Source organism: Streptomyces sp. DG1A-41 (genome assembly GCF_037055355.1).
In the GTDB taxonomy this organism is placed as follows: Bacteria; Actinomycetota; Actinomycetes; order Streptomycetales; family Streptomycetaceae; genus Streptomyces.
The window spans coordinates 4,293,232-4,320,141 of sequence record NZ_CP146350.1 but is presented as its reverse complement, the minus strand read 5'-3'; the positions used below and the strand labels follow the sequence as shown (position 1 = coordinate 4,320,141).

The window sequence follows — 26,910 nt, the reverse complement described above, 5'->3', positions numbered from 1 at the left end:
GCGTCGGCTCCGCACCGGGCGCCGCCGGTGCGGTCCGGCCGGCGCATCAGCTCTCCTGCGGCGCTGCCGTCAGCTGCCGACCGGCGCTGAACTTCCGCCGCCAGGCCAGGGAGACGTACACCAGCGCCACCAGGACCGGCACCTCGATGAGCGGCCCGACCACGCCCGACAGGGCCTGACCGCTGGTCACGCCGAAGGTGGCGATGGCGACCGCGATGGCGAGCTCGAAGTTGTTGCCGGCCGCGGTGAAGGCGAGGGTCGCGGTGCGGTCGTAGGCGAGACCGATGACCTTGCCGAGCGCGAAGGTGCCGAACCACATCACCGCGAAGTACACCAGCAGCGGCACCGCGATACGGGCGACATCCAGCGGCTGTGAGGTGATGGTCTTCCCCTGGAGGGCGAAGAGGATGACGATCGTGAAGAGCAGGCCGTACAGCGCCCACGGGCCGATCTTTGGCAGGAAGCTGTTCTCGTACGTCTCGCGGCCGAGCTTCTGCTCGCCGATGCGGCGGGTGAGGAATCCGGCCAGCAGCGGGATGCCGAGGAAGATGACGACGTTCAGGGCGATCTTCCACATGGAGATGTCCAGGTGCTCGCCGTCGCCGAGGTTCAGCCAGCCGGGCAGCAGGTCGAGGTAGAACCAGCCGAGCAGGCCGAACGCCAGGACCTGGAAGACCGAGTTCAGTGCGACCAGTACGGCCGCGGCCTCACGGTCGCCGCACGCGAGGTCGTTCCAGATGATGACCATGGCGATGCAGCGGGCGAGACCGACGATGATCAGGCCGGTGCGGTACTCGGGCAGGTCGGGAAGGAAGATCCAGGCCAGCGCGAACATGACCGCCGGGCCGACGAGCCAGTTGATGACGAGCGACGAGGCCATGAGCCTCTTGTCGCCGGTGACGGCGTCGAGCTTGTCGTAGCGGACCTTGGCCAGTACCGGGTACATCATGATCAGCAGGCCGATGGCGATCGGGAGCGAGATGCCGCCGATCTCGACCTTGGCGAGGGCGTCGTTGAGGCCGGGGATCACGCGGCCCAGGCCGAGGCCGACGGCCATGGCGAGCAGGATCCAGACGGCGAGGAAACGGTCGAGCGTCGAGAGCTTCGCGACGACCGATTCTTCGGTGGTCGCGGATGCTTCGGTGCGGGTCACGGGCAGGCCCTCTTGTTGTCGGCGGCGGTGCGTGCGGACTCGGCCAGGTCGGCGAACTGGCCGGCGAGCCGGTCGATGACGTCGGGGCGCAGCCGGTAGTACGTGTACCGGCCGCACGGTTCCGTCTCGACGACCCCGGCCTCGCGCAGCACCCTCAGGTGGTTGGAGAGGTTGGTCTGCCGGGCGCCGGTCTCCTCCACCAGGTGGGTGGTGCACAGCGTCTCTTTGGCCAGCAGGGTCACGATCCGGAGCCTGAGCGGGTCGGCCAGAACCCGGATCAGATCAGTGTCGACTGACGTCATCATGGGCTGATACTGTCACATCAGTCTGAGCTGATACCAGTCAGAGCTGAAGCAAGAACTGCCGACGAAGGAAGAGCCGATGTCCTCCAGCCCGCTCGCCTCCGTGCTGTTCGTCTGCGTCCACAACGCCGGGCGTTCCCAGATGGCTGCCGGATTCCTCCACCACCTCGCGGGCGACCGGATCGAGGTCCGCTCCGCCGGCTCCGTCCCGGGCGACCAGGTCAACCCCTCCGCCGTCGAGGCCATGAGGGAAGTCGGCATCGACATCGCCGACTCAAAGCCGAAGATCCTCACGACCGAGGCCGTCCAGGCGTCCGACTACGTCATCACCATGGGCTGCGGCGACGCCTGCCCGATCTTTCCCGGCAAGAAGTACCTCGACTGGGCCCTGGAGGACCCGGCGGGCAAGGGCGTCGAGGCCGTCCGCCCCATCCGCGACGAGATCAAGACCCGCATCGAGGCCCTGATCACCGAGATCGAGGCCGAGCCCCGTTCCGGTGGCGGCAACTGACCACGCACGTCGAAGGGCCCGTCTTCGGCGGACTCCGCCTCCGGCGTGCGCGGCGGTACCCCGGCCGGACCGTCGAACGGTCCGGCTACTGGCCGATCGGGACCGACTCACTCGTGATCCTCACCGCCATGAGGCCAGGATCGAGGCTGACGACGAGATGATCTCCGGCTCCGACCACCGCGTGGGTCTCTCGGCGCACCGGATCGTCCACCACCGGCCGCAGCGTGCGGAGCGTGCCGCACGTGCGGTGCGGCCGTGCGGGTAATGGGAAAAGCATGCGAGGGCCGAACGGAGCCGTGGGTGACTCGATGCCGGGTGCTTGTCTGAGGACCTGCCCGCTGACGCACGACGTTGGGCCATGATCTTCGAGGCTCGCGCCGAAGTGGCTGGCTGAAGTCGCGGAGCCGACCGGCCCAGCCGCAGCCGGGTTTCCCTCCCCCGTCCGCGTGCGCGCGGCGCGCCGCCGGGCGCGGCAAGCCGGGGCGCAGACAGGAGGCAGGCCGCGCCACATGCATGTGACGGGGAGACCATGCTCCGCAGGGTCGCGCAGCAGGTCGGCCAAGTGCTGTGGGAGCTCCCGGAAACCAACTGAGGCGGAAACTGAGACGGACAACGTCGAAGGGCCCCACCGTGAACGGTGGGGCCCTTCGACATCGTGCCCGGTGAGGCACTGGCGGAGGATACGAGATTCGAACTCGTGAGGGGTTGCCCCCAACACGCTTTCCAAGCGTGCGCCCTAGGCCTCTAGGCGAATCCTCCGCCGGAAACATTACATGACCGAGAGGAGTGCTCGCGAACTCGTTCCCTGCCCCCGACATCAGGTAGCCTTGGCGCAGCCCCTCACGCGGCGCTATCTGACTGAACTCCCCCAGGGCCGGAAGGCAGCAAGGGTAGGTCGGCTCTGGCGGGTGCGTGGGGGGCGTTTGCGTTCCGGGGTTGCCGTGGCGGGTCCGTTGTCAGTGGGCGCCTATAACCTCGTATGCGTGTCGTCTCTCGCTCTGTACCGCCGCTATCGTCCGGAGACCTTCGCCGAGGTCATCGGGCAGCAGCATGTCACCGACCCGTTGCAGCAGGCGCTGCGGAACAACCGGGTCAACCACGCGTACCTGTTCAGCGGGCCGCGCGGGTGTGGCAAGACGACCAGCGCGCGGATCCTGGCGCGGTGTCTGAACTGCGAGCAGGGCCCTACGCCCACACCGTGCGGTGAGTGCCAGTCCTGTCAGGACCTCGCCCGCAACGGCCCCGGTTCCATCGATGTCATCGAGATCGACGCCGCGTCGCACGGCGGTGTGGACGACGCCCGTGACCTGCGCGAAAAGGCCTTCTTCGGACCTGCGCGCAGTCGGTACAAGATCTACATCATCGACGAGGCCCACATGGTCACGTCGGCCGGCTTCAACGCGCTGCTGAAGGTCGTCGAGGAGCCGCCGGAGCATCTCAAGTTCATCTTCGCGACCACCGAGCCCGAGAAGGTCATCGGGACGATCCGGTCGCGGACCCATCACTATCCGTTCCGGCTCGTCCCGCCCGGGACCTTGCGGGAGTACCTCGCCGAGGTGTGCCAGAAGGAGGCCATCCCGGTCGAGGACGGCGTCCTCCCGCTCGTCGTGCGCGCCGGTGGCGGGTCCGTACGTGACTCCATGTCCGTCATGGACCAGTTGCTGGCCGGCGCCGCCGCGGACGGTGTGACGTATGCCATGGCGACCGCCCTGCTCGGATACACCGACGGCTCCCTCCTCGACTCGGTCGTCGAGGCCTTCGCCACCGGTGACGGGGCCGCGGCCTTCGAAGTCGTCGACCGTGTGATCGAGGGCGGGAACGATCCCCGTCGTTTCGTCGCCGACCTGCTGGAGCGGCTGCGTGACCTGGTGATCCTCGCCGCCGTCCCGGACGCGGCCGAGAAGGGGCTCATCGACGCCCCCGCCGACGTCATCGAGCGCATGCAGGCCCAGGCCGGCACCTTCGGCGCCGCCGAGCTGAGCCGGGCCGCCGACCTCGTCAACGAGGGCTTGACCGAGATGCGCGGCGCCAACTCGCCCCGTCTCCAGCTGGAGCTGATCTGCGCCCGCGTCCTGCTCCCCGCCGCCTACGGCGACGAGCGGTCCGTCATGGCCCGCCTGGACCGGATCGAGCGTGGCGTGAACTTCTCCTCCCAGGGCCCCGCCGGCGTGCCCGCCATGGGGTACGTGCCAGGTCCCGAGGGGCATGGGGCAGCGGCAGCCGGTCCGGTGGCCGCTCCCGTTCCGCCGGGTGGCGGTCCGGCCGCGGCCCGGGCGGCGGTCCGGGCCTCCGGAGCGCCGGGGGGTGGCAGCGGCGGTGGCGCCGGTCAGACGGCCGCTGCGGGCGGGCCTGCCCGTGCCTCCGCTGCGGCGGGCCAGGAGGCGCAGCAGTCGGCGGTGTCGGGTACGCCCGCTCCCGGCGCTCCGGGCGTTCCCTCCGACCCCGCGGCCACCTCCGGCCCCACCGACGGCGGGCACGCCCAGCCTGCCCAGGCGTCCCAGACACCGTCCGCCCAGGCTCCCGCTCCGGCTCCCTCCAACGCTCCCGCATCCGCCTCTGTCCAGGCCCCGGCCCCTGGCGCCTGGCCCACCGCGGCCTCCGCCGGCAGCGGCCGTCGCCCCGGCGGCTGGCCCACGGCCGCCTCGGGCGCACCCGCGCCCGCGTCGGCCCCCCCGGCAGCGAGCGCGCCCGCTCCGAGCGCGCCCACACCCAGCACCCCACCGGCACCCCCGGCCCCGGCCCTAGCCTCGGCACCGGCCGCCCACGCCCCGGCCCCCGGCGGTCTCGACCCCCGCATGCTCTGGCCGAACATCCTGGAAGCGGTCAAGAACCGCCGTCGCTTCACCTGGATCCTGCTCAGTCAGAACGCCCAGGTGACCGGCTTCGACGGCACCACCCTCCAGCTCGGCTTCGTCAACGCGGGCGCGCGCGACAACTTCCTGAGCAGCGGCAGTGAGGACGTGCTGCGGCAGGCGCTGGGCGAGCAGTTCAACGTCCAGTGGAAGATCGAGGCGATCGTCGACCCCTCCGGAGGCTCGGCGCCGCAGGCCCCGGGCGGTCCTTCTGGGTACGGAGGCGGCCAGGGCGGTCACGCTGGTCAGAGCGGCAACGCCGGTGGCTACGGCGGCGGTGGCGGTGGCGGCTACAGCGCCGGCAGCGGAGGCGGCGGCTACAGCGCCGGCAGTGGCGGTACGGCGACCGCCCAGCGCCCTGCCACGTCCCAGTCGGCGACCGCCTCCGCCCCCACCCAGCAGTCGAGCACCCCCACCCGCGGCTCCACCCCGGCCCCGGCACCCACCGCCCCCGTACCCCAGCCCTCCGCCCCGGAGCCCCGGCCCGTCTCCGTCGAGGACGACATCCCCGAGGACGACGACCCCGACCTCGACGAGTCGGCCCTCTCCGGCCAGGAGCTGATCGTCCGGGAGCTGGGGGCGACGGTGGTGGAGGAGTTCTCGAACGAGCCCTAGTAGGGCTTGGTCATCTTCGCTCGCGGATGGCGTGTCTGCCTGCCCGTCGGTGTCGTTGGGCTGGTGTGACACCTGAGGAGATGACCGGGGTCCGGGAGGACCTGGAGGCGTTCGCGGCGGAGTTGTTCGACGGGTTTTTCCGCGCGGATCAACGGCGGTGGGGGCAGGCGTATGTGCGCGGTCTGCTGCTGGACGGGCGGCGCAAGTCGGTGGAGCCGATGGCGGCCCGTCTCGGTGAGGACGGGAACCGGCAGGCGCTGGCGCATTTCATCACCTCCAGCCCGTGGAATGCGGCCCATGTACGGGCCCGGCTGGCCTGGCGGATGCACGAGGCGATCAGCCCGGAAGCACTGATCATCGACGACACCGGCTTCCTGAAGGACGGGGACGCCTCGGCATGTGTGGCCCGGCAGTACACCGGCACCGCGGGCAAGGTCACCAACTGCCAGGTGGGCGTCTCCGTGCACCTGGCCTGCGACCGTGCCTCCGCCGCGGTCAACTGGCGGCTGTTCCTGCCCGCCTCCTGGGATCCCGCCTCGCCGCAGGCCGATGCGGTCAAGGTCGCCCGCCGCACCCGCTGCGGCATCCCGGCCCAGGCGGGACATGTGGAGAAGTGGCAGCTGGCCCTGGACATGATCGACGAGACCCGGTCATGGGGTGTCGATGCCCCGCTGGTGGTCGCGGACGCCGGCTACGGCGATGCCGCCGCCTTCCGCCTCGGGCTGGAGGAACGAGATCTGCCCTACGCGGTCGGCATCTCCGGCCGCCACACCGCCCATCCGGCCAGGGCCCGGCCCGTCCAACCGGCCTGTGCGGGCACCGGCCGGCCGCCCAAGATGCAGTACCCCGAGCCCGCGCAGACCGTGAAGGACCTGCTCATCGCGGCCGGGAAGGCGGCCGCACGGCCGGTGTCCTGGCGGGAGGGCTCCCGCCCGGGCAAGGGCCGCAGCGGCTTCAAGCGCATGTACTCGCGGTTCGTCGCCCTCAGGGTCCGCCCCGCCGGACGCGGCATCCGCAAGGCCACCGGCGGTCCGGAACTGCCCGAACGCTGGCTGCTGGCCGAGTGGCCGGCCGGTGAGAGCGAGCCGGTGCAGTTCTGGCTGTCGAACCTGCCCTCCGGGATGCCGCTGGCGACGCTGGTGCGGCTGGCCAAGCTCCGCTGGCGCATCGAGCACGACTACCGCGAGATGAAACAGGCCCTGGGACTGGCCCATTTCGAGGGCCGCACCTGGACCGGTTGGCACCACCACGTCACTCTTGTCTCTGCCGCCCATGCCTTCTGCACCCTGCAACGACTGGCCCGAGACCCAAAAGATCCGGCGCGGGCCTGAGCCTCTACCAGGTCGTCCGTGAACTGCAGACACTCCTCGCCACCTGGACCGGCGCCTGCCCCACCTGCCACCGCGACATACCCACACCCATACGAACCTGACCAAGCCCTACTAGGCGGCCGAACGATCCCGAGCGGCTGGGCAAGCCCCGAGCGGCGGGATAACCCCCGGGCGGCCGGGCAAGCCCCCAGCGGCGGGATAACCCCCGGGCGGCCGGGCAAGCCCCCAGCGGCCGGATAACCCCCGGGCGGCCAGCCCCAGGCGTCCCCGGCCCGACAGGCCCTCCCCGCGCGGGCCGCCGCACCCCGATGTGGAGGAACCTCCAACCCAGATCCCCACCCCCTTCGGAAGCCCGCACAAAAGGAACCCCCCGCCTCCCGTTAGGCTGACCCCCGTGAAGGTCCTCGTCATCGGCAGCGGCGCCCGTGAACACGCCCTGTGCCACTCCCTGTCCCACGACCCCGACGTCACCGCGCTGCACTGCGGACCCGGCAACGCCGGCATCGCCGAGGTCGCCGAGCTGCACCAGGTCGACGCCCTGGACGGTGCGGCCGTTGCCGCGCTGGCCACGCGGCTCGGCGCGGACCTCGTGGTCGTCGGCCCGGAGGCGCCGCTGGTCGCCGGTGTCGCCGACGCCGTCCGCGAGGCCGGCGTCCCGGTCTTCGGCCCGTCCGGGCAGGCCGCCCAGCTCGAGGGCTCCAAGGCCTTCGCGAAGGACGTCATGGCGGTGGCCGAGGTGCCCACGGCACGGTCGTACGTCTGCACGACCGCCGAGGAGGTCGACGCGGCACTCGACGCCTTCGGCGCCCCGTACGTCGTCAAGGACGATGGGCTCGCCGCCGGGAAGGGTGTCGTCGTCACCGACGACATCGAGGCGGCCAGGGCCCACGCCGCCGCCTGCGAGCGCGTGGTCATCGAGGAGTACCTCGACGGCCCCGAGGTCTCCCTGTTCGCCGTCACCGACGGTGAGACGGTCGTGCCGCTCCAGCCCGCCCAGGACTTCAAGCGCGCGCTGGACGGCGACGAGGGCCCGAACACCGGCGGCATGGGGGCCTACTCCCCGCTGCCGTGGGCCGACCCGAAGCTGGTCGACGAGGTGATGCAGACCGTCCTCCAGCCGACCGTGGACGAGATGAAGCGGCGCGGCACGCCGTTTTCCGGCCTGCTCTACGCCGGACTCGCGATCACCTCACGCGGCGTGCGCGTGATCGAGTTCAACGCCCGCTTCGGCGACCCCGAGACCCAGGTCGTCCTGGCCCGGCTGAAGACGCCGCTGGCCGGTCTCCTGATGGCCGCGGCCACCGGCAACCTCGCCCACCTGGAGCCGCTGCGCTGGAGCGACGACGCGGCCGTGACGGTCGTCGTCGCCTCGCACAACTACCCCGGCATCCCGCGCACCGGCGACCCGATCACCGGTCTCGACGAGGTAGCCGCCCAGGACGCCCCGCACGCGTACGTGCTGCACGCCGGTACCAAGCGTGACGGGGACGCGATCGTCAGCGCGGGCGGCCGCGTCCTGTCCGTCACGGCCACCGGCAAGGACCTCGCCGAGGCCCGCGACCGCGCCTACACGGCCGTCGGCCGCATCCGCCTCGACGGCTCCCAGCACCGCACGGACATCGCCGCGAAGGCGGCGGGCGCGTAACCGGCCCCACGCCCCGGCGAGGGCGGGAAGGCATCCCGCTCGATGAACCCCACAGGCCCCGGATCCGTCTCAGGATCCGGGGCCTGAAGTTTTCGGTATGCGGGGTCTGATCCTCGCTGTCCGTCATCCACCTTTCCCCAAAGCCATTCCATCGAGTGACCGATGCCGTATCCGGCTGACGGGGGGCTGAGCCCCAACTAGGGTGCGGCGCAAGCGTTCCGGCACTTGGCCCACCGGCATTGCGATGTCAGTGGCGGGTGCCACAGTGGGGGAGTGAGCAAGGAAAGCGTCAGGTCAACGGGGAGGGGGTGAGGTCGGTCGTGACCGGAATGGGTGTGGAGGCAGGCGCGCAGGTCGCGCGGTCACTGGCGCTCGTCGTGCTGCGCATCCGCAGTCGCGCGCTGGCCGGCGCCCTGCTGCCCGCCGCCGTCGCCGTGATCCTGCTCGCGGGCGCCGCCACCGGCCGTCTCGTCGGCCCCGGCTGGGATGCCGCCCGCTGGATCCTGACGCCGGTCGCGGTCCTCGTGCTGCTCGCCGCCGCGGGTGTCGCCCTGGTCGTCGCCCGGGCCCGCCCCGCCATGAGCCCGACCATCCCGATCGCCGAGAAGGCGGCCCCCGAATTGTACCGGATGGTGCGCGACCTCGCCGACCGCCTCGACGTCCCCGCGCCCTCGGCGATAGCGCTCACGCCGGACTGCGACAGCTGGCTGGAGGACCGCACCCACCGGGCCCACGGCCCGCCCCCGCCGAGGAGCACGACGACATAGCGGGCGGCGGGAGACACGCGCACCGCCGTCACCCGGTCGCGCCGGTCCTCGTCATCGGTTCGCCCTTCCTGTGGTGGATGCGGGTCGGCGAGCTGCGCGCGGTCCTCGCCCCGGTCGTCGCCGGTACGGGCCCCTCGGCGCACCCGGACATAGCCGCCGCCCGGCGCTTCGTCCGGGGCCTGGACGCCGCGGTGGCCGTGGCCTCGGCGCCGCACCGGGGGCCGGTGTCGCGGGCCGTGCTCGCCGGGGTCGGGTGGGCGGCCCGGCTTCTGCTGCGCAGCTGCCGTGTGCACGCCGCCCAGATGGAGCGGGGCGTGGCGGCCGCGGCCGCAGAGCGTGCACAGGCTGTGGATTACGGGCTGCGGATCGTCGCCCAGGAGCAGGTGGGCCTGGCGTACGCGGGCTGGGACCGGCTGCTGACCCGGGTCGCGCTGCCCGCCTGGCGGATGGGCCGCTGGCCCTCCCGGCTGGACGCCGGTGTGGTGGCGGCGCTCACGGAGTTGTCCCGGCGCGACCGCCTGGCCGAGGGCTTCGCCTCCCGTCTCGGTGAGCGGCCCGCCTGCGATCTGCTGGAGGAGCCGGGTGCGGTCGACGAGGCCGCCTCCCTCCTCGCCGCCCGCCTCTTCCACGGCGGCCCCGCGGGGCCCGGGCCCGACTGGTCGCCGGTGGGCTGGAGCGAGTATCCGGAGGAGGTCGTGGACCGCAAGTGGCGCGTCGACGCGGCCCGCCTCCACCGCGTCCTGGACGCCATGGGCGTCCGCCCGGCCCCGGGAAGCACGGCCCCGAACACGAGCGGTCCGACCCTGTCCCGCGTCCTCGACCACCTGACGGACCGAGCGGGCCACCTGACAGACCAGGCCGGACCGACCCCCTTCACCACCCGAAGTCCGGAACCACCCCCCGACGACGAAGAGGACCTCTCCGGCACCACTCCCCGCAGCGCCACCCTCGCCGCCCGGCTCAGCGCCGAACTGTCCCGTGAGGAGGTCACCGCGACGCCCGGCCCGTCGGCCACCGCTCCCTCCACCGCGAACTCCTCACCCGCCGGCGCCCCGGCCACTCCGGACCCGGCAGCCCTCTGGGACGACCGAGCCCTCCCCCTCTTCCCCCTCCAGCCCCCGCGCACGGCCCGTGAACTGCTCGCCGACCACCTCACGGCGATGATCTGCTGTGCCGCGATGGACACCGCGGGAGCGACACCGGGCATGGACTGGCTGGACGGCCCGACCCTCCTCCACAACGGCGCACGCACCACCGATCTGGCACCCAAGGTGCTCACCCTCATCGAGGACGGCGACTCCACGCCCCTGCGGGCCTGGCTGGCCGAGCTCGGGATACGCCCCGAGAAGCCGGTCCGCCTCGTCTGACCGCTGGAGCCCCCGCTTCCGTTTCTGGCCAATTCAAAACGAACAGTAACGAAGTGCGCGCGATATGTGATGTGCTTGAACCGTTCGCACACATGGCAAGGGCTTGCGACATACGACAAACACAAAGCACGACGCAACCGCACGGCCCCCGGAAGACCGCACACAGCTCAGCACGCAGGACGCATACCAGTACGCAACGCACACCACCACGCACCACCACGGGGGCGAAGGGGAGGGGGAGCAACGATGGGTTCGGAGCAGATCCGCCGCTGGGAGTCGGGAGCGCTGGCGCACGCCGTGACGGATCCCTTCGGGCTGGGCCCCGTTCCGTGGCTGCGCGGGAACGTGACGTACATCGACGACAGCGGTCAGGTCGTCCCTTGGTACGTGGACCAGGACCCGGCCCAGGCCCCGAAGAACGGCAGCCGCTCCGGCGGCCCCCGCGCGGCCGACGACGTCCACCGCCAGATCAAGGGCTTCACCTCCGCCGGCGCGGTCGCGCCCGGCGAGGCCATCGACTTCCACATCACCGTCGACCCGCCCCAGGAGTTCGGCGTCGACATCTACCGCATCGGCCACTACGGCGGTGACGGCGCCGCGAAGATCACCAACAGCCCGCGCCTGTCCGGCATCGTGCAGCCCCCGCCGCTCACGGCGGACCGTACGGTCTCCTGCCACCACTGGTGGCTGTCCTGGCGGCTCCAGATCCCGTCGCACTGGAACATCGGCGCGTACGTCGCCGTCCTCACCACCGCGGACGGCTACCGCTCCCATGTTCCGTTCACGGTCCGCCACGACCAGCCCGCCGACCTGCTCCTCGTCCTGCCCGACATCACCTGGCAGGCGTACAACCTCTACCCGGAGGACGGCCGCACCGGCGCCAGCCTCTACCACGCCTGGGACGAGAAGGGCCGGCTGCTGGGCGAGGCCGAGGCCGCCACCACGGTCTCCTTCGACCGCCCGTACGCGGGCGCCGGCCTTCCCCTGCACGTCGGCCACGCCTACGACTTCATCCGCTGGGCCGAGCGCTACGGCTACGACATCGCCTACGCCACGGCCGGCGACCTGCACGCGGGCCGCGTCGACCCCACCCGCTACCGCGGCCTGGTCTTCCCGGGCCACGACGAGTACTGGTCGGCCGCGATGCGCGGCGCCGTGGAGCTCGCCCGCGACGCCGGCACCTCGCTCGTCTTCCTCTCCGCCAACTCCATGTACTGGCAGGTGGAACTGGGCCCCTCCCCGTCCGGCGTCCCCGACCGCCTGCTGACCTGCCGCAAGCGCAGGGGCCCCGGCAAGCCGGTGCTGTGGCGGGAGATCGACCGTGCGGAGCAGCAGCTCATCGGCATCCAGTACGCCGGGCCCGTCCCCGAGCCGCACCCGCTGATCGTGCGCAACGCCGGGCACTGGCTCTGGGAGGCGACCGGGGCGCACGAGGGGGACGAGATCGAGGGCCTGGTGGCGGGCGAGGCCGACCGCTACTTCCCGCGCACGCCGCTGCCCGAGCACGAGGAGCGCGTGCTGCTCGCCCACTCGCCCTACACCGACAAGGAGCGCGTACAGCGCCACCAGGAGACGTCCCTGTACCGCGCCCCGTCCGGCGCGTGGGTCTTCGCGTCCGGGACGTTCGCCTGGACCCCGGCCCTGGACCGACCGGGCCACGTCGACGCCCGCATCCAGCGGGCCACCGCGAACCTCCTGGACCGCATCTGCAAACGCGACTGACCCCCTGTCGGTGATCAAGCTCGCATACGGGAGAATCGAGCCACTCGTTCAGAACCACGGGGAGGAACCGTGTCCGGATTCGTCGAAAAGCCCGAGCCGATCCAGGTTCCGGGCCTGGTGCATCTGCACACCGGAAAGGTGCGCGAGCTGTACCAGAACGAGGCGGGCGACCTCGTGATGGTCGCCAGCGACCGCATCTCCGCGTTCGACTGGGTGCTGCCGACCGAGATCCCCGACAAGGGCCGGATCCTCACGCAGCTCTCCCTGTGGTGGTTCGAGCAGCTCGCCGACCTGGTTTCCCACCACGTCCTGAGCACCGAACTGCCCGCGGGCGCCCCCGCCGACTGGGAGGGCCGCACGCTCATCTGCAAGTCGCTCCAGATGGTCCCCGTGGAGTGCGTGGCCCGCGGCTACCTGACCGGCTCGGGCCTGGTCGAGTACAACGAGTCCCGCACGGTCTGCGGCCTCGCCCTGCCGGAGGGCCTGGTCGACGGCAGTGAACTGCCCGCCCCGATCTTCACCCCGGCCACCAAGGCCGCCGTCGGCGAGCACGACGAGAACGTCTCCTACGAGGAGGTCGCCCGCCAGGTCGGCGCCGACACCGCCGCCCGGCTGCGCCAGGCGACCCTCGCCGCCTACTCCCGGGGCCGGGACATCGCCCGCGACCGGGGCATCATCCTCGCGGACACGAAGTTCGAGTTCGGCTTCGACGGCGACTCCCTGGTCCTCGCGGACGAGGTCCTCACCGCGGACTCCTCCCGCTTCTGGCCGGCCGACCAGTGGCAGCCGGGCCGCGCGCAGCCGTCGTACGACAAGCAGTACGTCCGCGACTGGCTGACCTCGGCGGAGTCCGGCTGGGACCGCAAGAGCGAGCAGCCGCCGCCCGCGCTGCCGCAGCAGGTCGTCGACGCCACCCGCGCCAAGTACGTGGAAGCGTACGAGCGCCTGACCGGCATCAGCTGGACGTAGGACCGGCGGCCAGGACACAGAGAAGCCCCCCGGCCGGAACCGGGGGGCTTCTCGCTGGAGCGAACGACGAGGTTCGAACTCGCGACCTCAACCTTGGCAAGGTTGCGCTCTACCAACTGAGCTACGTTCGCATGCGCCGTGGCGCGAGACCCACTATACCCAACCTCGCTCCCGCGCGAGCCGCACCGCGGCATGCCGGTTCTCCGCACCGAGCTTCGACACGGCCGACGACAGGTAGTTGCGCACGGTCCCCTGCGACAGCGCGGCCCGCTCCGCGATCTCCGCCACCGGCGCACCGTCGGCTGCGAGTTCCAGTACCTCGGCCTCCCGGGCGGTCAGCGGCGAGTCCCCGGCGGCGATCGCGTCGGCGGCCAACTCCGGGTCGACGTAGCGGTTCCCGGCGTGCACCGTGCGAATGAGCTCCGCGAGCCGCTGAGCGCTCACGGTCTTCGGCACGAACCCCCGCACCCCGGCCTCCAGCGCCCGCTTGAGATGCCCGGGCCGCCCGTGACTGGTGACGATGAGCACCTTGCAGCCGGGCAGTTCGGTGCGCAGGGATGTGGCGACCTTCACACCGTCGGCGCCGGGCATCTGGAGATCCAGTACGGCGACGTCGGGCTTGTGCGCCCGGGCCATCGCCAGCGCCTCCGGACCGGTGGCCGCCTCGGCGACGACCATGAGGTCGTCCTCCAGCGACAGCAGCGCGGCGAGCGCCCCGCGAATGAGGTGCTCGTCATCGGCGAGCAGCAGCCGAACCGGCTCTACGGCCGTCATGGTGTGACCTCACTCATGGAACGCACAGCGGCGATGGACTCGGAAGGGGCTGTTCCGGCTGACGGCATCGGAATCTTTGCCGTCAGCCGGAACAGCCCCTTGTCCGCGGGCCCGGCCTCCAGCGTCCCGTCGATCTCCGCCAGCCGCTCGCGCAGCCCGGCGAGCCCGGAGCCGGACGAGCCGGACGACCCGTCCCCGGCCTCGGTGACCCCGTCGTTCTCCACGGATAACACCACGTGCCCCTCCAGCACCCGCAGCCTCACCGCACACCGCCGCGCGTCCCCGTGCCGCAGGACATTCGTCGCTGCCTCCCGTACGACCCACCCCAGGGCGGACTGCACCGCGACCGGCAGCCCGGCCGCCGTCGCCCCGCTCACCGTGCAGTCGATGCCGGCCGCGGCCAGCACCCCCTGCGCCCCGGCGAGTTCCGTGCCGAGGTCGGCCTCCCGGTAGCCGCGCACGACCTCCCGTACCTCCCGCTGCGACTCCTGCGCGAGCCGCTGCACCTCGACCATCTGCGCCACGGCCTCCGGCCTGCCCCGCTGGGCGAGCTGCACGGCCAGTTCGCTCTTGAGCGCGATGACGGCCAGGTTCCGTCCCATGACGTCGTGCAGATCCCGCCCGAACCTCAGCCGCTCCTCGGCGACGGCGAGCCGGGTCCGGGTCTCGCGTGCCTCGTCGAGTTGGTAGACGGCGTTGAGCAGCCACACGGAGAAGACGGCCGTGAAGGCGAGGAAGAGGCCGCCGCCCAGCACGGCCACCGCCGCGAAGAGCGCGCCGAGCGCGGAGGCACCCAGCGCGACCGACACGAGCCAGACGCCCACCGCGAAGCCGCCCGCGATCCCGAACGCCCGCCGCCGGTCACGGACGCCCAGCGCGATGATGCCGGGACTGTAGACCAGGACGGTGCCGAAGACCCCGCCCGCGGCGGTATCGACGCTCTCGCGGTCCGGTCCGTGCTGGACGATGGCCATGGCGGTGACGGCGACCGCGCCGGTGACGGCGGCCAGTGTCCACAGCAGCCGTACGGGCTGCGACCGCCTGCCACGCGTCCAGTCCACCGCCCGCGACACGGTGACGAAGGAGATGACGGCGTGCGCGGCCACCATCAGCAGCATCACGCCGCCCAGCCGCACACCCAGCGGAGCCACGGCCGTGAGCGCGACGAACAAGAACTCGAACACCGCGAAGAAGTGAAACGACGACCGCGTGTACGTCTCGACCTTCTCCGGCGTCGTCTTCCGCCGCCACCACCTGTCCGGCCCCCGCATCAGCCCGTCACTCCCCCTTGGTCAGCGCCGCGGTTCCCAGCGGAACCACCGCCGTACAGCAAACACGGCGATGACGATCCAGACCACCGCCGTCGCGACGGCGCCCAGCGCATCGTGCGCCGACAGGTCGCCGGTCCAGCCGCCGCGCACCAGGGTGACGACGGGCGTCAGCGGCAGCAGTTCGCAGACGGAGGCCACCCGGTCCGGCAGCAGCTCCAGCGGGAAGAGCATGCCCGAGCCCATCATCGAGATGATCATCAGCGGTATGGGCGTGACCTGGGCGCTCTCGCCGGTCCTGGTGAAGCTCGCGGTGGCGGCGGCGAGCGCGGCGCACATCACGAGCCCCAACAGCAGGCCGCCGACGGCCAGATGGGGCGCGGACGGCGCGGACAGGTCCAGCAGGACCCAGCAGCCCGCCGCCAGCAGCAGGCACTGCGCGAGCCCGGTGAGTACGGCCGGCAGCGCGGAACCGGCCAGGATCTCGGCGTCCCGCAGCTCACCGGTGCGCAGCCGCTTGAGGACGAGTTCCTCACGCCGGACGACGAGGGCGCCGACGAGCACCGAATAGACGGCGAACAGCAGGGAGAAGCCGACCGCGGCGGGCAGCACCAGGGTGCCGGTGTCCAGACCCACTTCGGCGAGGTCCATCTCCTTGGCCGCCTGGGACGTGCTCACCGGCAGCACCAGTGGCACGAACAGCGCGGCGACGAGCGCGCCCCTGGTGCGCCCGAGCAGGGCCACCTCGGCACGGGCGAGAGCCGTCATCCGGCTCAGGGGAGTGGTCGCCGCCGGCGCCGGGCGGGTCGTCGTGTGCGTGGCGCTCATGCCGCGTACTCCTTCGTCGTCATCCCGACGGCCTGCTCCGCGGAGACGTTCTCGGCGATACCGAGGAACGCCTCCTCCAGGGAGGCCGACCGCACGTCCAGGCGGCGCAGCTCCACCCGGGCCTGCGCGGCCCACGTCAGCAGCCCGGTGGCCGTCCGCTGGAGTTCATGGGTGCGGAGCCGGATGATCCGGCCGTCGGTCTCGTGTCCGGTCACGCCCAGTTCGCCGAGCGGCGGGAGATCGCCCACGAGGTAGCCCTCGGGCAGCTCGAAGGAGATCCGCGACGGTTCCGCGGCGGTCACCTCGGCCGGGGTCCCGGTGGTGGCGATGCGGCCGTCGTGCATGATCGCAAGCCGGTCGGCGAGGTTCTCGGCCTCCTCCAGGTAGTGCGTGGTCAGCAGCACCGTCGTACCGCCGTCGCGCAGCGTGCTCACCAACTCCCAGGTGTCGCGGCGGCCTTCGGCGTCCAGCCCGGTGGTGGGCTCGTCCAGGAAGAGCACCTCGGGATCGCTGAGCAGCGCGAGCGCCAGATCCAGCCGGCGCCGCTGGCCGCCGGACAACTGCTTGACCCGGGTGCCGGCCTTCGACTCCAGCCCGACCAGCGCCAGGACCTCCGCCGGCGGCCGGGCCCCGCTCACGCATCCCGCCCACATCCGCGCGGTCTCCGCGACGGTCAACTCGGACGGGAAGCCGCCTTCCTGCAGCATCACCCCGGTGCGGGGCCGTACGACGGCCCGGTCGGTGTACGGGTCGTGGCCGAGGACCCGCACCCGGCCGTCCGCCGGCGCCGCGAGTCCCTCCAGCAGTTCGACGGTCGACGTCTTGCCCGCGCCGTTGGTGCCCAGCAGGGCGAAGATCTCCCCGCGTCGTACGGAAAAGCTGATTCCGCGTACCGCCTCGAACCCGCCCCCGTACACGCGCCGCAGGTCAGTGACCTCAATCACGTGTTCGTGTCCGTTGGTTTCCATGCCTTCAGCGTTCCGCCCCGACAGGGCGGGCAGCAGTGCGCGCTGTCATCACTCGGCATGACAAATGTCAGAAGCGGAGAAGGAAACACGAAGAAGACCCCGGTCCATCAGGACCGGGGTCTCATTCCCGAGCGGACGACGAGGCTCGAACTCGCGACCTCAACCTTGGCAAGGTTGCGCTCTACCAACTGAGCTACGTCCGCATGTGCTCCCGACCGGCTCTCACCGATCGGTGCGGGCACCAGCCTACCTGATCCACAAGAGTGGTCGGTACTGGCGATGCAGAGCGGGTGACAGGAATCGCACACTGCGCCTTCCCCCTGGAAGGGGGATGTTCTACTACTGAACTACACCCGCGTGTTTCCGTGAGCCGGGCCTTTCGGCCTCGCCCCTCGGCGTGCTCCAGACTCTAGCTGATCAGCCGGGGTGCTGCGCAAGTCGGTTGCCGCGAGGGGCGGGTGACCCGTCGTCCGCCCGGGTCTCACCGGCCGTCACTGCGCGGCGGTGAACGCCTCGTAGATCCTCTTGGGGATGCGCCCGCGCGCGGGGACCTCCATCTTGTTGGCCTGGGCCCAGGCCCGCACGGCCGACGGGTCGGGGGCGACCTCCGTCTGCCGGTACGCCCGGCCCGAGCGGGACCGCTTGCGGCCGGCCTCCACGTAGGGCGCGAGCGCCTTCCGCAGTTCGTCGGCATTGACTTCGTTCAGGTCGATCTCGTATGACTTGCCGTCCAGTCCGAAGGCGATCGTTTCCGCCGCTTCCGAGCCGTCGATGTCGTCAAAGAGAGTGACCACGACCTTCTGAGCCACGAATATCGGTCCCTTCCTGCGGCACTTGCCAATTCATTTCTACAGTGCCCGGCAATGCAATGTGAAACCCGACTAAATCCTTCCGCGTGTCCGAACGCAATAGGTTTCGGGTGTCGACCCGGAATCTTTCCCGGAAATTTTCGTGTGTGGGCCCGTCGATGCCGGATCGTGATGACCGTCACGTAGATTCCTACAAGTCGACGCGCGTAGAAATTTTGTGCGGGTAGTCTGAAGGAACCTGCTCAGCACCACACACCGGGAGTGCCAGTGGCACGCGTCGTAGTCGACGTCATGCTCAAGCCGGAGATCCTCGACCCCCAGGGCCAGGCGGTGCAGCGCGCACTGCCGCGGCTGGGTTTCGACGGGGTCTCGGACGTCCGCCAGGGAAAGCGTTTCGAACTGGAAGTTGACGGGCCGGTCGACGAGGCCGCCCTCGCCCGCATTCACGATCTTGCGGAGTCCTTCCTCGCGAACACCGTGATCGAGGACTTCACGGTCCGGGTCGAGGAAGTCGCGGAGGCCGTGAAGTGACCGCTCGTATTGGCGTCGTCACTTTCCCCGGCAGTCTGGACGACCGGGACACCCAGCGCGCGATCCGGCTCGCGGGCGCCGAGCCGGTCGCCCTGTGGCACAAGGACAAGGACCTGAAGCAGGTCGACGCCGTGGTGCTGTGCGGTGGCTTCTCCTACGGCGACTATCTGCGCGCCGGTGCCATCGCGCGCTTCTCGCCGGTGATGGAGCCCCTGCTCGAGCAGGCGAAGGCCGGCCTCCCGGTCCTCGGCATCTGCAACGGCTTCCAGATCCTCACCGAAGCCCATCTGCTGCCCGGCACGATGCTGCGCAACAACCACCTGCACTTCATCTGCCGTGACCAGAAGCTGCGCGTGGAGAACGCCGAGACGGCCTGGACCAGCGACTACACCGCCGGCCAGGAGATCCGCATCCCGCTGAAGAACATTGACGGCCAGTACGTCGCCGACCAGCGCACGCTGGACACGCTGGAGTCCGAGGGCCGGGTCGCCTTCCGGTACCTGGACGTCAACCCCAACGGCTCGAACAACGACATCGCGGGTGTCACCAACGAGGCCGGCAACGTCGTAGGCCTCATGCCGCACCCCGAGCACGCCGTCGAGCCGCTGATCGGTACCGGTCGTACCGACGGTCTCCCGTTCTTCACCTCGATCCTCAAGAAGCTGGTCAACGCATGAGCCGGACGCCCTTGGACACGGTCGAGCACGCGGCCGCGACCCCCGACGTCGAGCTGCCCTGGGCCGAACTGGGCCTGAAGAAGGACGAGTACGAGCGGGTCGTGGAGATCCTCGGCCGCCGGCCCACCGGGGCCGAGCTCGCCATGTACTCGGTCATGTGGTCCGAGCACTGCTCGTACAAGTCCTCCAAGGTCCACCTCCGCCAGTTCGGCGAGAAGGCACCCGAGAACGACGCCCTGCTCGTCGGCATCGGCGAGAACGCCGGTGTCGTGGACGTCGGCCAGGGTTACGCGGTCACCTTCAAGGTCGAGTCGCACAACCACCCGTCGTACGTCGAGCCCTACCAGGGCGCGGCCACGGGTGTCGGCGGCATCGTCCGCGACATCATCGCCATGGGCGCCAGGCCCGTCGCGGTCGTCGACCCGCTGCGCTTCGGCGCCGCCGACCACCCCGACACCAAGCGTGTGCTGCCGGGTGTCGTCGCGGGCATCGGCGGCTACGGCAACTGCCTGGGCCTGCCCAATATCGGCGGCGAGGTCGTCTTCGACTCCTGCTACCAGGGAAACCCGCTGGTCAACGCCGGGTGTATCGGTGTGATGCGGCACGAGGACATCCACCTCGCGAAGGCGTCAGGGGCGGGCAACAAGGTCATCCTGTACGGGGCCCGCACCGGCGGTGACGGCATCGGCGGCGCGTCGATCCTGGCCTCCGAGACGTTCGACGACGCCAAGCCGTCGAAGCGCCCGGCCGTCCAGGTCGGCGACCCCTTCCAGGAGAAGCTGCTCATCGAGTGCACCCTGGAGGCCTTCAGGGAGAAGCTGGTCGTCGGCATCCAGGACCTGGGTGCGGCGGGCCTGTCCTGCGCGACCAGCGAGCTCGCCTCGAACGGCTCCGGCGGCATGCGCGTCACCCTCGACGACGTCCCCCTGCGCGACTCCACGCTCTCCCCCGAGGAAATCCTCATGAGCGAGTCGCAGGAGCGCATGTGTGCGGTCGTCGAGCCGGAAAAGGTCGGCCGCTTCCTGGAGATCTGCGAGAAGTGGGACGTCATCGCCACCGTCATCGGTGAGGTGACCGACGGCGACCGTCTGGAGATCTACTGGCACGGCGGCAAGATCGTCGATGTCGACCCGCGCACGGTGGCCCACGAGGGCCCGGTCTACGAGCGCCCGTACGCCCGCCCGTCCTGGCAGGACGCCCTCCAGGCGGACGACGCGAACAAGCTGCCGCGGCCGCGGACGAGTGACGAGCTGCGCGAGCAGGTCCTGAAGCTGGTCGGCTCCCCGAACCAGGCCTCCAAGTCCTGGATCACCTCCCAGTACGACCACTTCGTGCAGGGCAACACGGTCCTCGCCCAGCCCGAGGACTCCGGCATGATCCGGATCGACGAGGAGACCGGCCTCGGCGTGGCCCTGGCCACGGACGGCAACGGCCGGTACGCCAAGCTCGACCCGTACGCGGGCGCGCAGCTGGCCCTCGCCGAGGCCTACCGGAACGTGGCGACGACCGGCGCGAAGCCGCTCGCCGTCTCCGACTGCCTGAACTTCGGCTCGCCCGAGGACCCCGCGGTGATGTGGCAGTTCGCGGAGGCCGTGCGCGGTCTGGCGGACGCCTGCCAGCAGCTCGGCACCCCGGTGACGGGCGGCAACGTCTCGCTCTACAACCAGACGGGCGAGGCGGCCATCCACCCGACCCCGGTCGTCGCGGTCCTGGGCGTCATCGACGACGTCGCCCGCCGCACGCCGGTCGCCTTCCAGGAGGAGGGCCAGCTGCTCTACCTCCTCGGCGACACCCGTGAGGAGTTCGGCGGCTCGGCCTGGTCGCAGGTCGTCCACGACCACCTCGGCGGCCTGCCCCCGAAGGTCGATCTGGAGCGTGAGCGCCTGCTCGCCGAGATCCTGATCGCCGCGTCCCGCGACGGCATGATCGACTCCGCGCACGACCTGTCCGACGGCGGTCTGATCCAGGCGGTCGTCGAGTCGGCGCTGCTCGGCGGCAAGGGCGCCCGCCTGATCGTCCCGGACGGTCTGGACGCCTTCACCTTCCTCTTCTCCGAGTCGGCGGGCCGCGCGGTCGTGGCCGTGCCGCGTTCGGAGGAGGTCCGCTTCAACGACATGTGCGGCGCGCGGGGCCTGCCAGGCCACCCGCATCGGTGTCGTGGACGGCGACTCGGTGGACGTCCAGGGCGAGTTCACACTCTCCCTTTCCGAGCTGCGCGAGACCCATGAGCGGACGATCCCGGCGCTGCTGGCGTAGCGACCGGGACAGCACGGCGACGGAGGCCCCGCCTGTCATGGTGACCGGCGGGGCTTTCGCATGTTCTGGGGGCCGGGTCGATCGGCCTCGTGCTCGCCGCCGGTCAGGCCCGAGGGCGGTTGGAGGTCTCGGGCTCGCCCCGGGACAGCACAGCCAGGGCCCTGCGGCCGAGTTACCGGTTCGCGCTCCGAGGCCTCACACGGCCTGGTGACCGGCGGGGCCTTCGCTCATGCCGGGCTCTGGTCACCGCCGGCGTGCCCGGACACCGGTTATCGGCCTCGTGCGGGGGCTCCGGTGGCCGGACTCGGCCGCCCCCGGCCACCGCTCCCACGCCCGGCACCCCGGTCACCGGATTCCCGCCCCGTCACCGGCCTCGGCCCGCCCCCGGCTACCGGACTAGTGCTGAGGCCCCGCTACCCGCCGCCCGCGGCGCCCCCCCGAGGCGGGGCGGAGTCATGTGGGGCATGGTGGCCTCCGGGAGGTCGGAGCCCACCATGCGGCGCCACTCCTGGCCAGCGCTACTCCTGGCCGGCGCCGGTCGGGCCGAGGGTGGCCGCGAGGCCGACGGCCGACCGGCACGCGGCGGCCGCTCCCGGTCGCCCGCCGGCGTCCCCGCCGAGCCCTAGCCGGGCCCCCGCCCCTTTCCACAGGGTGTGGCCGCTCGCCCGCCGCCCTCAGGCCTTCCCGGCCTCGGCGCCCCGATCCTCGCGGTCGCCGAGGCCGGGGTCGTACGGGCCGCCGACGGGCGGCGCGACCACCTCAGCCGCACCCAGCCGGGCCTGCTGTACCTGATGCTCCACTTAGGCTGACGCCATGCCCCCGGCCAAGAAGCGCACCCGCAGCTACGACCCCGCCAAGATCCGCACGGCCGTGTTCGCGCAGTTCGGGAACGTACGGCAGGCCGTCCGTACGCTCGTCCCCGAGCAGTTGGCGCTTCCGACGCGGCTCGGTGACTGGACGGTCCGGGAGCTGGCGGCGCACGTGGCGATGGCCGTGGAGAGCGTCAGCCGCAACCTCGAGCGCGAGGAACCGGCGAAGGCGGAGCTCGTCCTCCTCGACTGGCCTTTCGCCACGGCCGCCCGCGCCGCCGGCATCGCCGACGACACCCGGCGGCTCGCCGAGACCAACCCCGACCTCGACGCCCTCTACGCCGACACCGGGGAACGCCTCACCGAGAAGCTGGCGGATATCCCCGGCACCCGCCTGCTCGCCACGCGCACGGGCGCCATGACCCTCGCCGACTACCTGGTCACCCGCACCGTCGAACTCGTCGTGCACACCGACGACCTCAACGCCGCCGTCCCCGGCCTGGACATCCCCCACGACCGTCAGGCCCTCGCCGCCTGCACCCGGCTGCTCGCCGACGCGCTGGCCGCGAAGGCACCCGGCGGCTCGACGGAGGTGCGGGTCCCGCCGTACGCGGTGGTGCAGTGCGTGGAGGGCCCGAGGCACACCCGGGGCACCCCGCCCAGCGTCGTCGAGACGGACCCGCTGACCTGGATCCGGCTGGCGACCGGGCGACTGGCCTGGGCACAGGCGCTCCGGGACGCCGAGGTCAGCGCCGGCGGGGAGCGGGCGGATCTGTCGGCCCACCTGCCGCTCATGGCATAGGCGCTCAAGAAGCGGAAGGAACAGGCGTGCCGTAAGGGGAACCGATCCCCCCGGGTCCCCCGTCGAAGTGGCATGGACAGGCAGAAGCAGCGCATGACCCTGACGGCCGCCGCCATGCTCGTCCCGCTCATGGCGGCCTGCGGCAACGAGAAGGCGGACGGCGGCAGCGGTTCGGTCGGTGCCGAGAGGCCGGTGACGGGCGTGCGGTGGAGCGTGGACAGCGTCACCACGGACGGCAGCACCCACAAGGCCCCGGCCGGCGCCCACGTGACCATCGACAAGGGCCGGGCAGAGGGCAGCTTCGGCTGCAACAAGTTCGGCGCCGAGGCCACCGTCGACGGCGACCGCATCCGGCTCAGCAAGACCATGTCCACGGAGATGGCCTGCGAGAACAAGCCCATGGAGTTCGAGGAGACCCTCGCCCGCACGCTCTCCGACCGGGAGTTCGAGGCCCGGGTGGACGGCGACCGCCTCACCCTCACCACCGACCAGGGGGACACCGTCCGCCTGACCAAGGCCGAGGACGCCCCGCTGAGCGGCACCAAGTGGACCGTCACGACCCCGGAGACCGACGGCCGCGCCCACCTCACCTTCGACGCGAAGAAGGGCACCGTCTCCGGCAGTCTGGGCTGCAACAAGGTGAACGCCGAGGCCACCGTCCGCGACGGCGATATCACGCTCGGCCGCCCGTCCACGACCCGAATGATGTGCGAAGACTCACTCATGGCCGACGAGAAGGCCCTGCTGCGACTTTTCGACGGGAAGCTGAAGTACGGAGTCGATCACCGAACACTGACGCTGACCAGCGAAAACGGCACGAGTGTGCGAGCCGTCGCCGAGTAGTGATCCACTGAAAAGTCCGGTATCCCCAATTCGGACCAGTGGGCGACCTCGCCTACACTCGGTGGCGTGCCACGTGGTGACGGACGACTCAACCACGACCTGCTCCCCGGTGAGAAGGGCCCCCAGGACGCTTGCGGCGTCTTCGGTGTCTGGGCTCCGGGCGAAGAGGTCGCCAAGCTCACGTACTTCGGGCTCTACGCCCTCCAGCATCGAGGCCAGGAATCCGCGGGAATCGCGGTCAGCAACGGCTCGCAGATCCTCGTCTTCAAGGACATGGGCCTGGTCTCCCAGGTCTTCGACGAGACCTCTCTCGGTTCGCTCCAGGGTCACATCGCGGTCGGTCATGCCCGCTACTCGACCACCGGCGCCTCCGTGTGGGAGAACGCCCAGCCGACGTTCCGCGCGACCGCGCACGGTTCCATCGCGCTCGGCCACAACGGCAACCTCGTCAACACCGCCCAGCTCGCCGAAATGGTCGCCGACCTGCCCAAGCAGGAGGGCGGCCGCACCCCGCGCGTCGCGGCCACCAACGACACCGACCTGCTCACCGCGCTCCTCGCGGCCCAGGTCGACGAGGACGGCAAGCCGCTGACCATCGAGGAGGCGGCCGGCCAGGTTCTTCCGCAGGTGCGCGGCGCCTTCAGCCTCGTCTTCATGGACGAGAACACCCTCTACGCGGCCCGCGACCCGCAGGGCATCCGCCCCCTGGTCCTCGGCCGTCTGGAGCGCGGCTGGGTCATCGCCTCCGAGTCCGCCGCCCTCGACATCTGCGGTGCCGCTTACGTCCGCGAGATCGAGCCGGGCGAGTTCGTCGCCATCGACGAGAACGGCCTGCGCACGTCCCGATTCGCGGAAGCGAAGCCCAAGGGCTGTGTCTTCGAGTACGTGTACCTGGCCCGCCCGGACACCGACATCGCCGGCCGGAACGTCTACCTCTCCCGCGTGGAGATGGGCCGCCGCCTGGCGAAGGAGTCCCCGGTCGAGGCCGACCTGGTGATAGCGACCCCGGAGTCCGGCACCCCGGCGGCCATCGGTTACGCCGAGGCCTCCGGCATCCCCTTCAGCGCCGGCCTGGTGAAGAACGCCTATGTCGGCCGTACGTTCATCCAGCCCTCGCAGACCATCCGCCAGCTGGGCATCCGCCTGAAGCTGAACCCGCTGAAGGAAGTCATCAAGGGCAAGCGCCTGGTCGTCGTCGACGACTCGATCGTGCGCGGCAACACCCAGCGGGCCCTGGTCCGCATGCTCCGCGAGGCGGGCGCAGCCGAGGTCCACATCCGGATCTCCTCGCCGCCCGTGAAGTGGCCCTGCTTCTTCGGTATCGACTTCGCCACCCGCGCCGAACTCATCGCCAACGGCATGACGATCGAGGAGATCGGCACCTCGCTGGGCGCCGACTCCCTGGCGTACATCTCCATCGACGGCATGATCGAGGCGACCACCATCGCCAAGCCGAACCTGTGCCGCGCCTGCTTCGACGGCGAGTACCCGATGGAGCTCCCGGACCCCGAGCTGCTCGGCAAGCAGCTCCTGGAGACGGAGCTGGCCGCCGGCCCGGCCGCCACGGCCGCCGCCGACGCGATCCGCCGCCCGTAGGCAGCCCGCAATACCTGCTGTACGACACGAAGGTTCTCATTAGCCATGTCTGAGACAACTGGTGCCAGCTACGCAGCCGCGGGCGTCGACATCGAAGCGGGCGACCGCGCCGTCGAGCTGATGAAGGAGTGGGTGAGGAAGGCCCAGCGCCCCGAGGTCCTCGGCGGCCTCGGCGGCTTCGCCGGCCTCTTCGACGCCTCCGCCCTGAAGAACTACGAGCGCCCCCTGCTCGCCTCCGCCACGGACGGCGTCGGCACCAAGGTCGACATCGCCCGCCAACTCGGTGTCTACGACACGATCGGCCACGACCTGGTCGCCATGGTCATGGACGACATCGTGGTGTGCGGCGCCGAGCCGCTGTTCATGACCGACTACATCTGCGTCGGCAAGGTCCACCCCGAGCGCGTCGCCGCCATCGTCAAGGGCATCGCCGAGGGCTGTGTGCTGGCCGGCTGCGCCCTGGTCGGCGGCGAGACCGCCGAGCACCCGGGCCTGCTGGGCGAGGACGACTTCGACGTCGCCGGCGCCGGTACGGGCGTCGTGGAGGCCGACCGGCTGCTCGGCGCGGATCGTATCCGGACGGGTGACGCGGTGATCGCCATGGCGTCCTCCGGTCTTCACTCGAACGGGTACTCGCTCGTCCGGCATGTCCTGCTGAACCAGGCCGGCCTCGCGCTGGACACCCACATCGACGAGCTCGGCCGCACCCTCGGCGAGGAGCTGCTGGAGCCGACGAAGATCTACTCGCTGGACTGCCTGGCCCTGATGCGCACCACCGAGGTGCACGCCTTCAGCCACGTCACCGGCGGCGGGCTCGCGGCCAACCTCGCCCGGGTCGTCCCCGACGAGCTGCACGCGATCGTCGACCGCTCCACCTGGACCCCGGGCCCTGTCTTCGACCTCGTCGGCCGGACGGGGAACGTGGAGCGCCTGGAGCTGGAGAAGACCCTGAACATGGGCGTCGGCATGATCGCGATCGTGCCGCAGGAGTCCACGGACGTGGCCCTGGCCACCCTGGCCGACCGCGGCGTGGACGCCTGGGTGGCAGGCGAGATCACGGACCGGGGCGAGCACACCACCGGCGCCGCCCTGATCGGTGACTACGCGAGCTGACGACCTGAAGGCAGCACAGAACCCGGTCGGTGACCGAAGCCACCGACCGGGTACATGCTCAGTGCAAGGTCAAGCGCCGCGACGGTGTTGCGAGGACTGGTCGTCCTCGTCTTCATCGTCGTCCTCGTAGAGGTCGGCGTACCGTGCGTACAGGTCGTCGTCCTGATCATCGTCCTCGAAAGGCCCGCCGTTAGGCGGCTGCGGATTCGAAGGCGATGCACCCAGCTCCTCGGCCAGGCGTGAGAGGTCAGTCCCACCGCTGTTGTACTTCAGCTGGCGGGCGACCTTCGTCTGCTTGGCCTTGGCCCGGCCGCGCCCCATGGCTCGACCCCCTCAACGACGGGGCTCGACGGCCCCAGAGTCTTGACACGCGTTCATGGTCCGGCACGGACTCTCCACAGA

General features: G+C 71.0%; 20 protein-coding genes, 4 tRNA genes, 1 other RNA gene and 3 pseudogenes. 16 read left to right on the top strand and 12 right to left on the bottom strand.

Annotation, left to right across the window (positions count from 1 at the left end):
- Positions 1-46 precede the first annotated feature (46 nt).
- Positions 47-1,153 carry an ACR3 family arsenite efflux transporter gene (arsB, locus tag V8690_RS20070; protein WP_338780773.1) on the bottom strand — a complete coding sequence of 369 codons (1,107 nt, stop codon included), beginning with the start codon at positions 1,151-1,153 and terminating at the stop codon, positions 47-49.
- On the bottom strand, positions 1,150-1,458 hold the full coding sequence (locus V8690_RS20065) for a metalloregulator ArsR/SmtB family transcription factor (RefSeq protein ID WP_338780772.1): 309 nt from the start codon (positions 1,456-1,458) through the stop codon (positions 1,150-1,152). The genes arsB and V8690_RS20065 overlap by 4 nt, the downstream gene beginning before the upstream one ends.
- A 76-nt stretch (positions 1,459-1,534) precedes the next feature.
- Here V8690_RS20065 and V8690_RS20060 point away from each other — a divergent pair, with 76 nt between their 5' ends.
- Entirely contained in the window at positions 1,535-1,966 is a 432-nt protein-coding gene (locus V8690_RS20060) for an arsenate reductase ArsC (RefSeq protein WP_338780769.1), read from the top strand.
- Between the two features lie 671 nt (positions 1,967-2,637).
- On the opposite strand, the gene V8690_RS20055 is transcribed toward V8690_RS20060, so the two are convergent.
- A tRNA-Ser gene (locus V8690_RS20055) sits at positions 2,638-2,725 on the bottom strand.
- A 72-nt stretch (positions 2,726-2,797) separates the two neighbouring features.
- On the opposite strand from V8690_RS20055, the gene ffs reads away from it, so the two are divergent.
- From ffs to V8690_RS20020, 7 genes and pseudogenes are all read left to right on the top strand, one after another.
- Positions 2,798-2,896, top strand: an RNA gene (gene ffs, locus V8690_RS20050) — signal recognition particle sRNA small type.
- A 53-nt stretch (positions 2,897-2,949) separates the two neighbouring features.
- The gene (locus tag V8690_RS20045; protein ID WP_338780767.1) at positions 2,950-5,433 is read left to right on the top strand and encodes a DNA polymerase III subunit gamma and tau; all 2,484 of its coding nucleotides are present in this window, start codon (positions 2,950-2,952) and stop codon (positions 5,431-5,433) included.
- A gap of 80 nt (positions 5,434-5,513) precedes the next feature.
- Positions 5,514-6,764: an IS701 family transposase gene (locus V8690_RS20040; protein WP_338777007.1), complete on the top strand. Its 1,251-nt coding sequence runs from the start codon at positions 5,514-5,516 to the stop codon at positions 6,762-6,764.
- A gap of 394 nt (positions 6,765-7,158) precedes the next feature.
- On the top strand, positions 7,159-8,409 hold the full coding sequence (gene purD / locus V8690_RS20035; RefSeq protein WP_338780765.1) for a phosphoribosylamine--glycine ligase: 1,251 nt from the start codon (positions 7,159-7,161) through the stop codon (positions 8,407-8,409).
- 329 nt (positions 8,410-8,738) lie between these two features.
- Positions 8,739-10,543 (top strand): annotated as a pseudogene (locus V8690_RS20030) (hypothetical protein).
- A 246-nt stretch (positions 10,544-10,789) separates the two neighbouring features.
- The gene (locus V8690_RS20025) at positions 10,790-12,265 is read left to right on the top strand and encodes a N,N-dimethylformamidase beta subunit family domain-containing protein (RefSeq protein ID WP_338780763.1); all 1,476 of its coding nucleotides are present in this window, start codon (positions 10,790-10,792) and stop codon (positions 12,263-12,265) included.
- Between the two features lie 69 nt (positions 12,266-12,334).
- Positions 12,335-13,234 carry a phosphoribosylaminoimidazolesuccinocarboxamide synthase gene (locus tag V8690_RS20020; RefSeq protein WP_338780761.1) on the top strand — a complete coding sequence of 300 codons (900 nt, stop codon included), beginning with the start codon at positions 12,335-12,337 and terminating at the stop codon, positions 13,232-13,234.
- A 55-nt stretch (positions 13,235-13,289) separates the two neighbouring features.
- Here V8690_RS20020 and V8690_RS20015 read toward each other — a convergent pair.
- The 8 genes from V8690_RS20015 to V8690_RS19980 all read right to left on the bottom strand — a co-directional run bounded on the left by V8690_RS20015 (position 13,290) and on the right by V8690_RS19980 (position 17,881).
- Positions 13,290-13,365, bottom strand: a tRNA-Gly gene (locus tag V8690_RS20015).
- Between the two features lie 22 nt (positions 13,366-13,387).
- A complete protein-coding gene (locus V8690_RS20010) occupies positions 13,388-14,008 on the bottom strand; it encodes a response regulator transcription factor (RefSeq protein ID WP_010045051.1) in 621 nt (206 codons plus the stop codon).
- Positions 14,005-15,279, bottom strand: coding sequence for a histidine kinase (locus V8690_RS20005; protein ID WP_338780758.1), 1,275 nt, complete (start codon positions 15,277-15,279; stop codon positions 14,005-14,007). Before V8690_RS20005 ends, V8690_RS20010 begins: the two co-directional genes overlap by 4 nt.
- A 21-nt stretch (positions 15,280-15,300) precedes the next feature.
- Positions 15,301-16,104: an ABC transporter permease gene (locus tag V8690_RS20000; RefSeq protein WP_338780756.1), complete on the bottom strand. Its 804-nt coding sequence runs from the start codon at positions 16,102-16,104 to the stop codon at positions 15,301-15,303.
- Positions 16,101-17,072 carry an ABC transporter ATP-binding protein gene (locus tag V8690_RS19995; protein ID WP_338780754.1) on the bottom strand — a complete coding sequence of 324 codons (972 nt, stop codon included), beginning with the start codon at positions 17,070-17,072 and terminating at the stop codon, positions 16,101-16,103. The genes V8690_RS20000 and V8690_RS19995 overlap by 4 nt, the downstream gene beginning before the upstream one ends.
- A gap of 130 nt (positions 17,073-17,202) precedes the next feature.
- Positions 17,203-17,275: transfer RNA gene (locus tag V8690_RS19990), tRNA-Gly, on the bottom strand.
- An 82-nt stretch (positions 17,276-17,357) separates the two neighbouring features.
- A tRNA-Gly gene (locus V8690_RS19985) sits at positions 17,358-17,429 on the bottom strand.
- A gap of 134 nt (positions 17,430-17,563) precedes the next feature.
- Positions 17,564-17,881: an Lsr2 family protein gene (locus tag V8690_RS19980; protein WP_338780752.1), complete on the bottom strand. Its 318-nt coding sequence runs from the start codon at positions 17,879-17,881 to the stop codon at positions 17,564-17,566.
- Positions 17,882-18,148: 267 nt separating this feature from the next.
- Here V8690_RS19980 and purS point away from each other — a divergent pair, with 267 nt between their 5' ends.
- The 8 genes and pseudogenes from purS to purM all read left to right on the top strand — a co-directional run bounded on the left by purS (position 18,149) and on the right by purM (position 26,508).
- Positions 18,149-18,412: a phosphoribosylformylglycinamidine synthase subunit PurS gene (gene purS / locus V8690_RS19975; RefSeq protein WP_338780750.1), complete on the top strand. Its 264-nt coding sequence runs from the start codon at positions 18,149-18,151 to the stop codon at positions 18,410-18,412.
- Positions 18,409-19,089: a phosphoribosylformylglycinamidine synthase subunit PurQ gene (purQ, locus tag V8690_RS19970; RefSeq protein WP_338780748.1), complete on the top strand. Its 681-nt coding sequence runs from the start codon at positions 18,409-18,411 to the stop codon at positions 19,087-19,089. The genes purS and purQ overlap by 4 nt, the downstream gene beginning before the upstream one ends.
- Positions 19,086-21,345 (top strand): annotated as a pseudogene (gene purL / locus V8690_RS19965) (phosphoribosylformylglycinamidine synthase subunit PurL). Before purQ ends, purL begins: the two are co-directional and overlap by 4 nt.
- A 651-nt stretch (positions 21,346-21,996) precedes the next feature.
- Positions 21,997-22,142, top strand: a pseudogene (locus V8690_RS19960) (M23 family peptidase); the annotation flags it as partial.
- 16 nt (positions 22,143-22,158) lie between these two features.
- Positions 22,159-22,956: a sterol carrier family protein gene (locus V8690_RS19955; protein WP_338780746.1), complete on the top strand. Its 798-nt coding sequence runs from the start codon at positions 22,159-22,161 to the stop codon at positions 22,954-22,956.
- 72 nt (positions 22,957-23,028) lie between these two features.
- Entirely contained in the window at positions 23,029-23,799 is a 771-nt protein-coding gene (locus tag V8690_RS19950) for an META domain-containing protein (protein WP_338780744.1), read from the top strand.
- A gap of 66 nt (positions 23,800-23,865) precedes the next feature.
- A complete protein-coding gene (purF, locus tag V8690_RS19945) occupies positions 23,866-25,395 on the top strand; it encodes an amidophosphoribosyltransferase (protein ID WP_338780742.1) in 1,530 nt (509 codons plus the stop codon).
- A gap of 45 nt (positions 25,396-25,440) precedes the next feature.
- On the top strand, positions 25,441-26,508 hold the full coding sequence (gene purM / locus V8690_RS19940; RefSeq protein WP_338780740.1) for a phosphoribosylformylglycinamidine cyclo-ligase: 1,068 nt from the start codon (positions 25,441-25,443) through the stop codon (positions 26,506-26,508).
- 69 nt (positions 26,509-26,577) lie between these two features.
- Here the strand turns inward: purM and V8690_RS19935 are convergent, their stop codons facing one another.
- Positions 26,578-26,829, bottom strand: a complete 252-nt coding sequence (locus tag V8690_RS19935) for a DUF3073 domain-containing protein (RefSeq protein WP_020277200.1) — start codon at positions 26,827-26,829, stop codon at positions 26,578-26,580.
- Between the last annotated feature and the right edge of the window lie 81 nt (positions 26,830-26,910).

Bases quoted from the DNA above. Each gene is read 5' to 3' on its own strand.
- V8690_RS20065 (WP_338780772.1), bottom strand. From the start codon at position 1,458: ATGATGACGTCAGTCGACACTGATCTGATCCGGGTTCTGGCCGACCCG.
- V8690_RS20060 (WP_338780769.1), top strand. From the start codon at position 1,535: ATGTCCTCCAGCCCGCTCGCCTCCGTGCTGTTCGTCTGCGTCCACAAC.
- V8690_RS20040 (WP_338777007.1), top strand. From the start codon at position 5,514: ATGACCGGGGTCCGGGAGGACCTGGAGGCGTTCGCGGCGGAGTTGTTC.
- V8690_RS20025 (WP_338780763.1), top strand. From the start codon at position 10,790: ATGGGTTCGGAGCAGATCCGCCGCTGGGAGTCGGGAGCGCTGGCGCAC.
- V8690_RS20010 (WP_010045051.1), bottom strand. From the start codon at position 14,008: ATGACGGCCGTAGAGCCGGTTCGGCTGCTGCTCGCCGATGACGAGCAC.
- V8690_RS20005 (WP_338780758.1), bottom strand. From the start codon at position 15,279: ATGCGGGGGCCGGACAGGTGGTGGCGGCGGAAGACGACGCCGGAGAAG.
- V8690_RS20000 (WP_338780756.1), bottom strand. From the start codon at position 16,104: ATGAGCGCCACGCACACGACGACCCGCCCGGCGCCGGCGGCGACCACT.
- V8690_RS19995 (WP_338780754.1), bottom strand. From the start codon at position 17,072: ATGGAAACCAACGGACACGAACACGTGATTGAGGTCACTGACCTGCGG.
- V8690_RS19955 (WP_338780746.1), top strand. From the start codon at position 22,159: ATGCCCCCGGCCAAGAAGCGCACCCGCAGCTACGACCCCGCCAAGATC.
- V8690_RS19950 (WP_338780744.1), top strand. From the start codon at position 23,029: ATGGACAGGCAGAAGCAGCGCATGACCCTGACGGCCGCCGCCATGCTC.
- purM (WP_338780740.1), top strand. From the start codon at position 25,441: ATGTCTGAGACAACTGGTGCCAGCTACGCAGCCGCGGGCGTCGACATC.
- V8690_RS19935 (WP_020277200.1), bottom strand. From the start codon at position 26,829: ATGGGGCGCGGCCGGGCCAAGGCCAAGCAGACGAAGGTCGCCCGCCAG.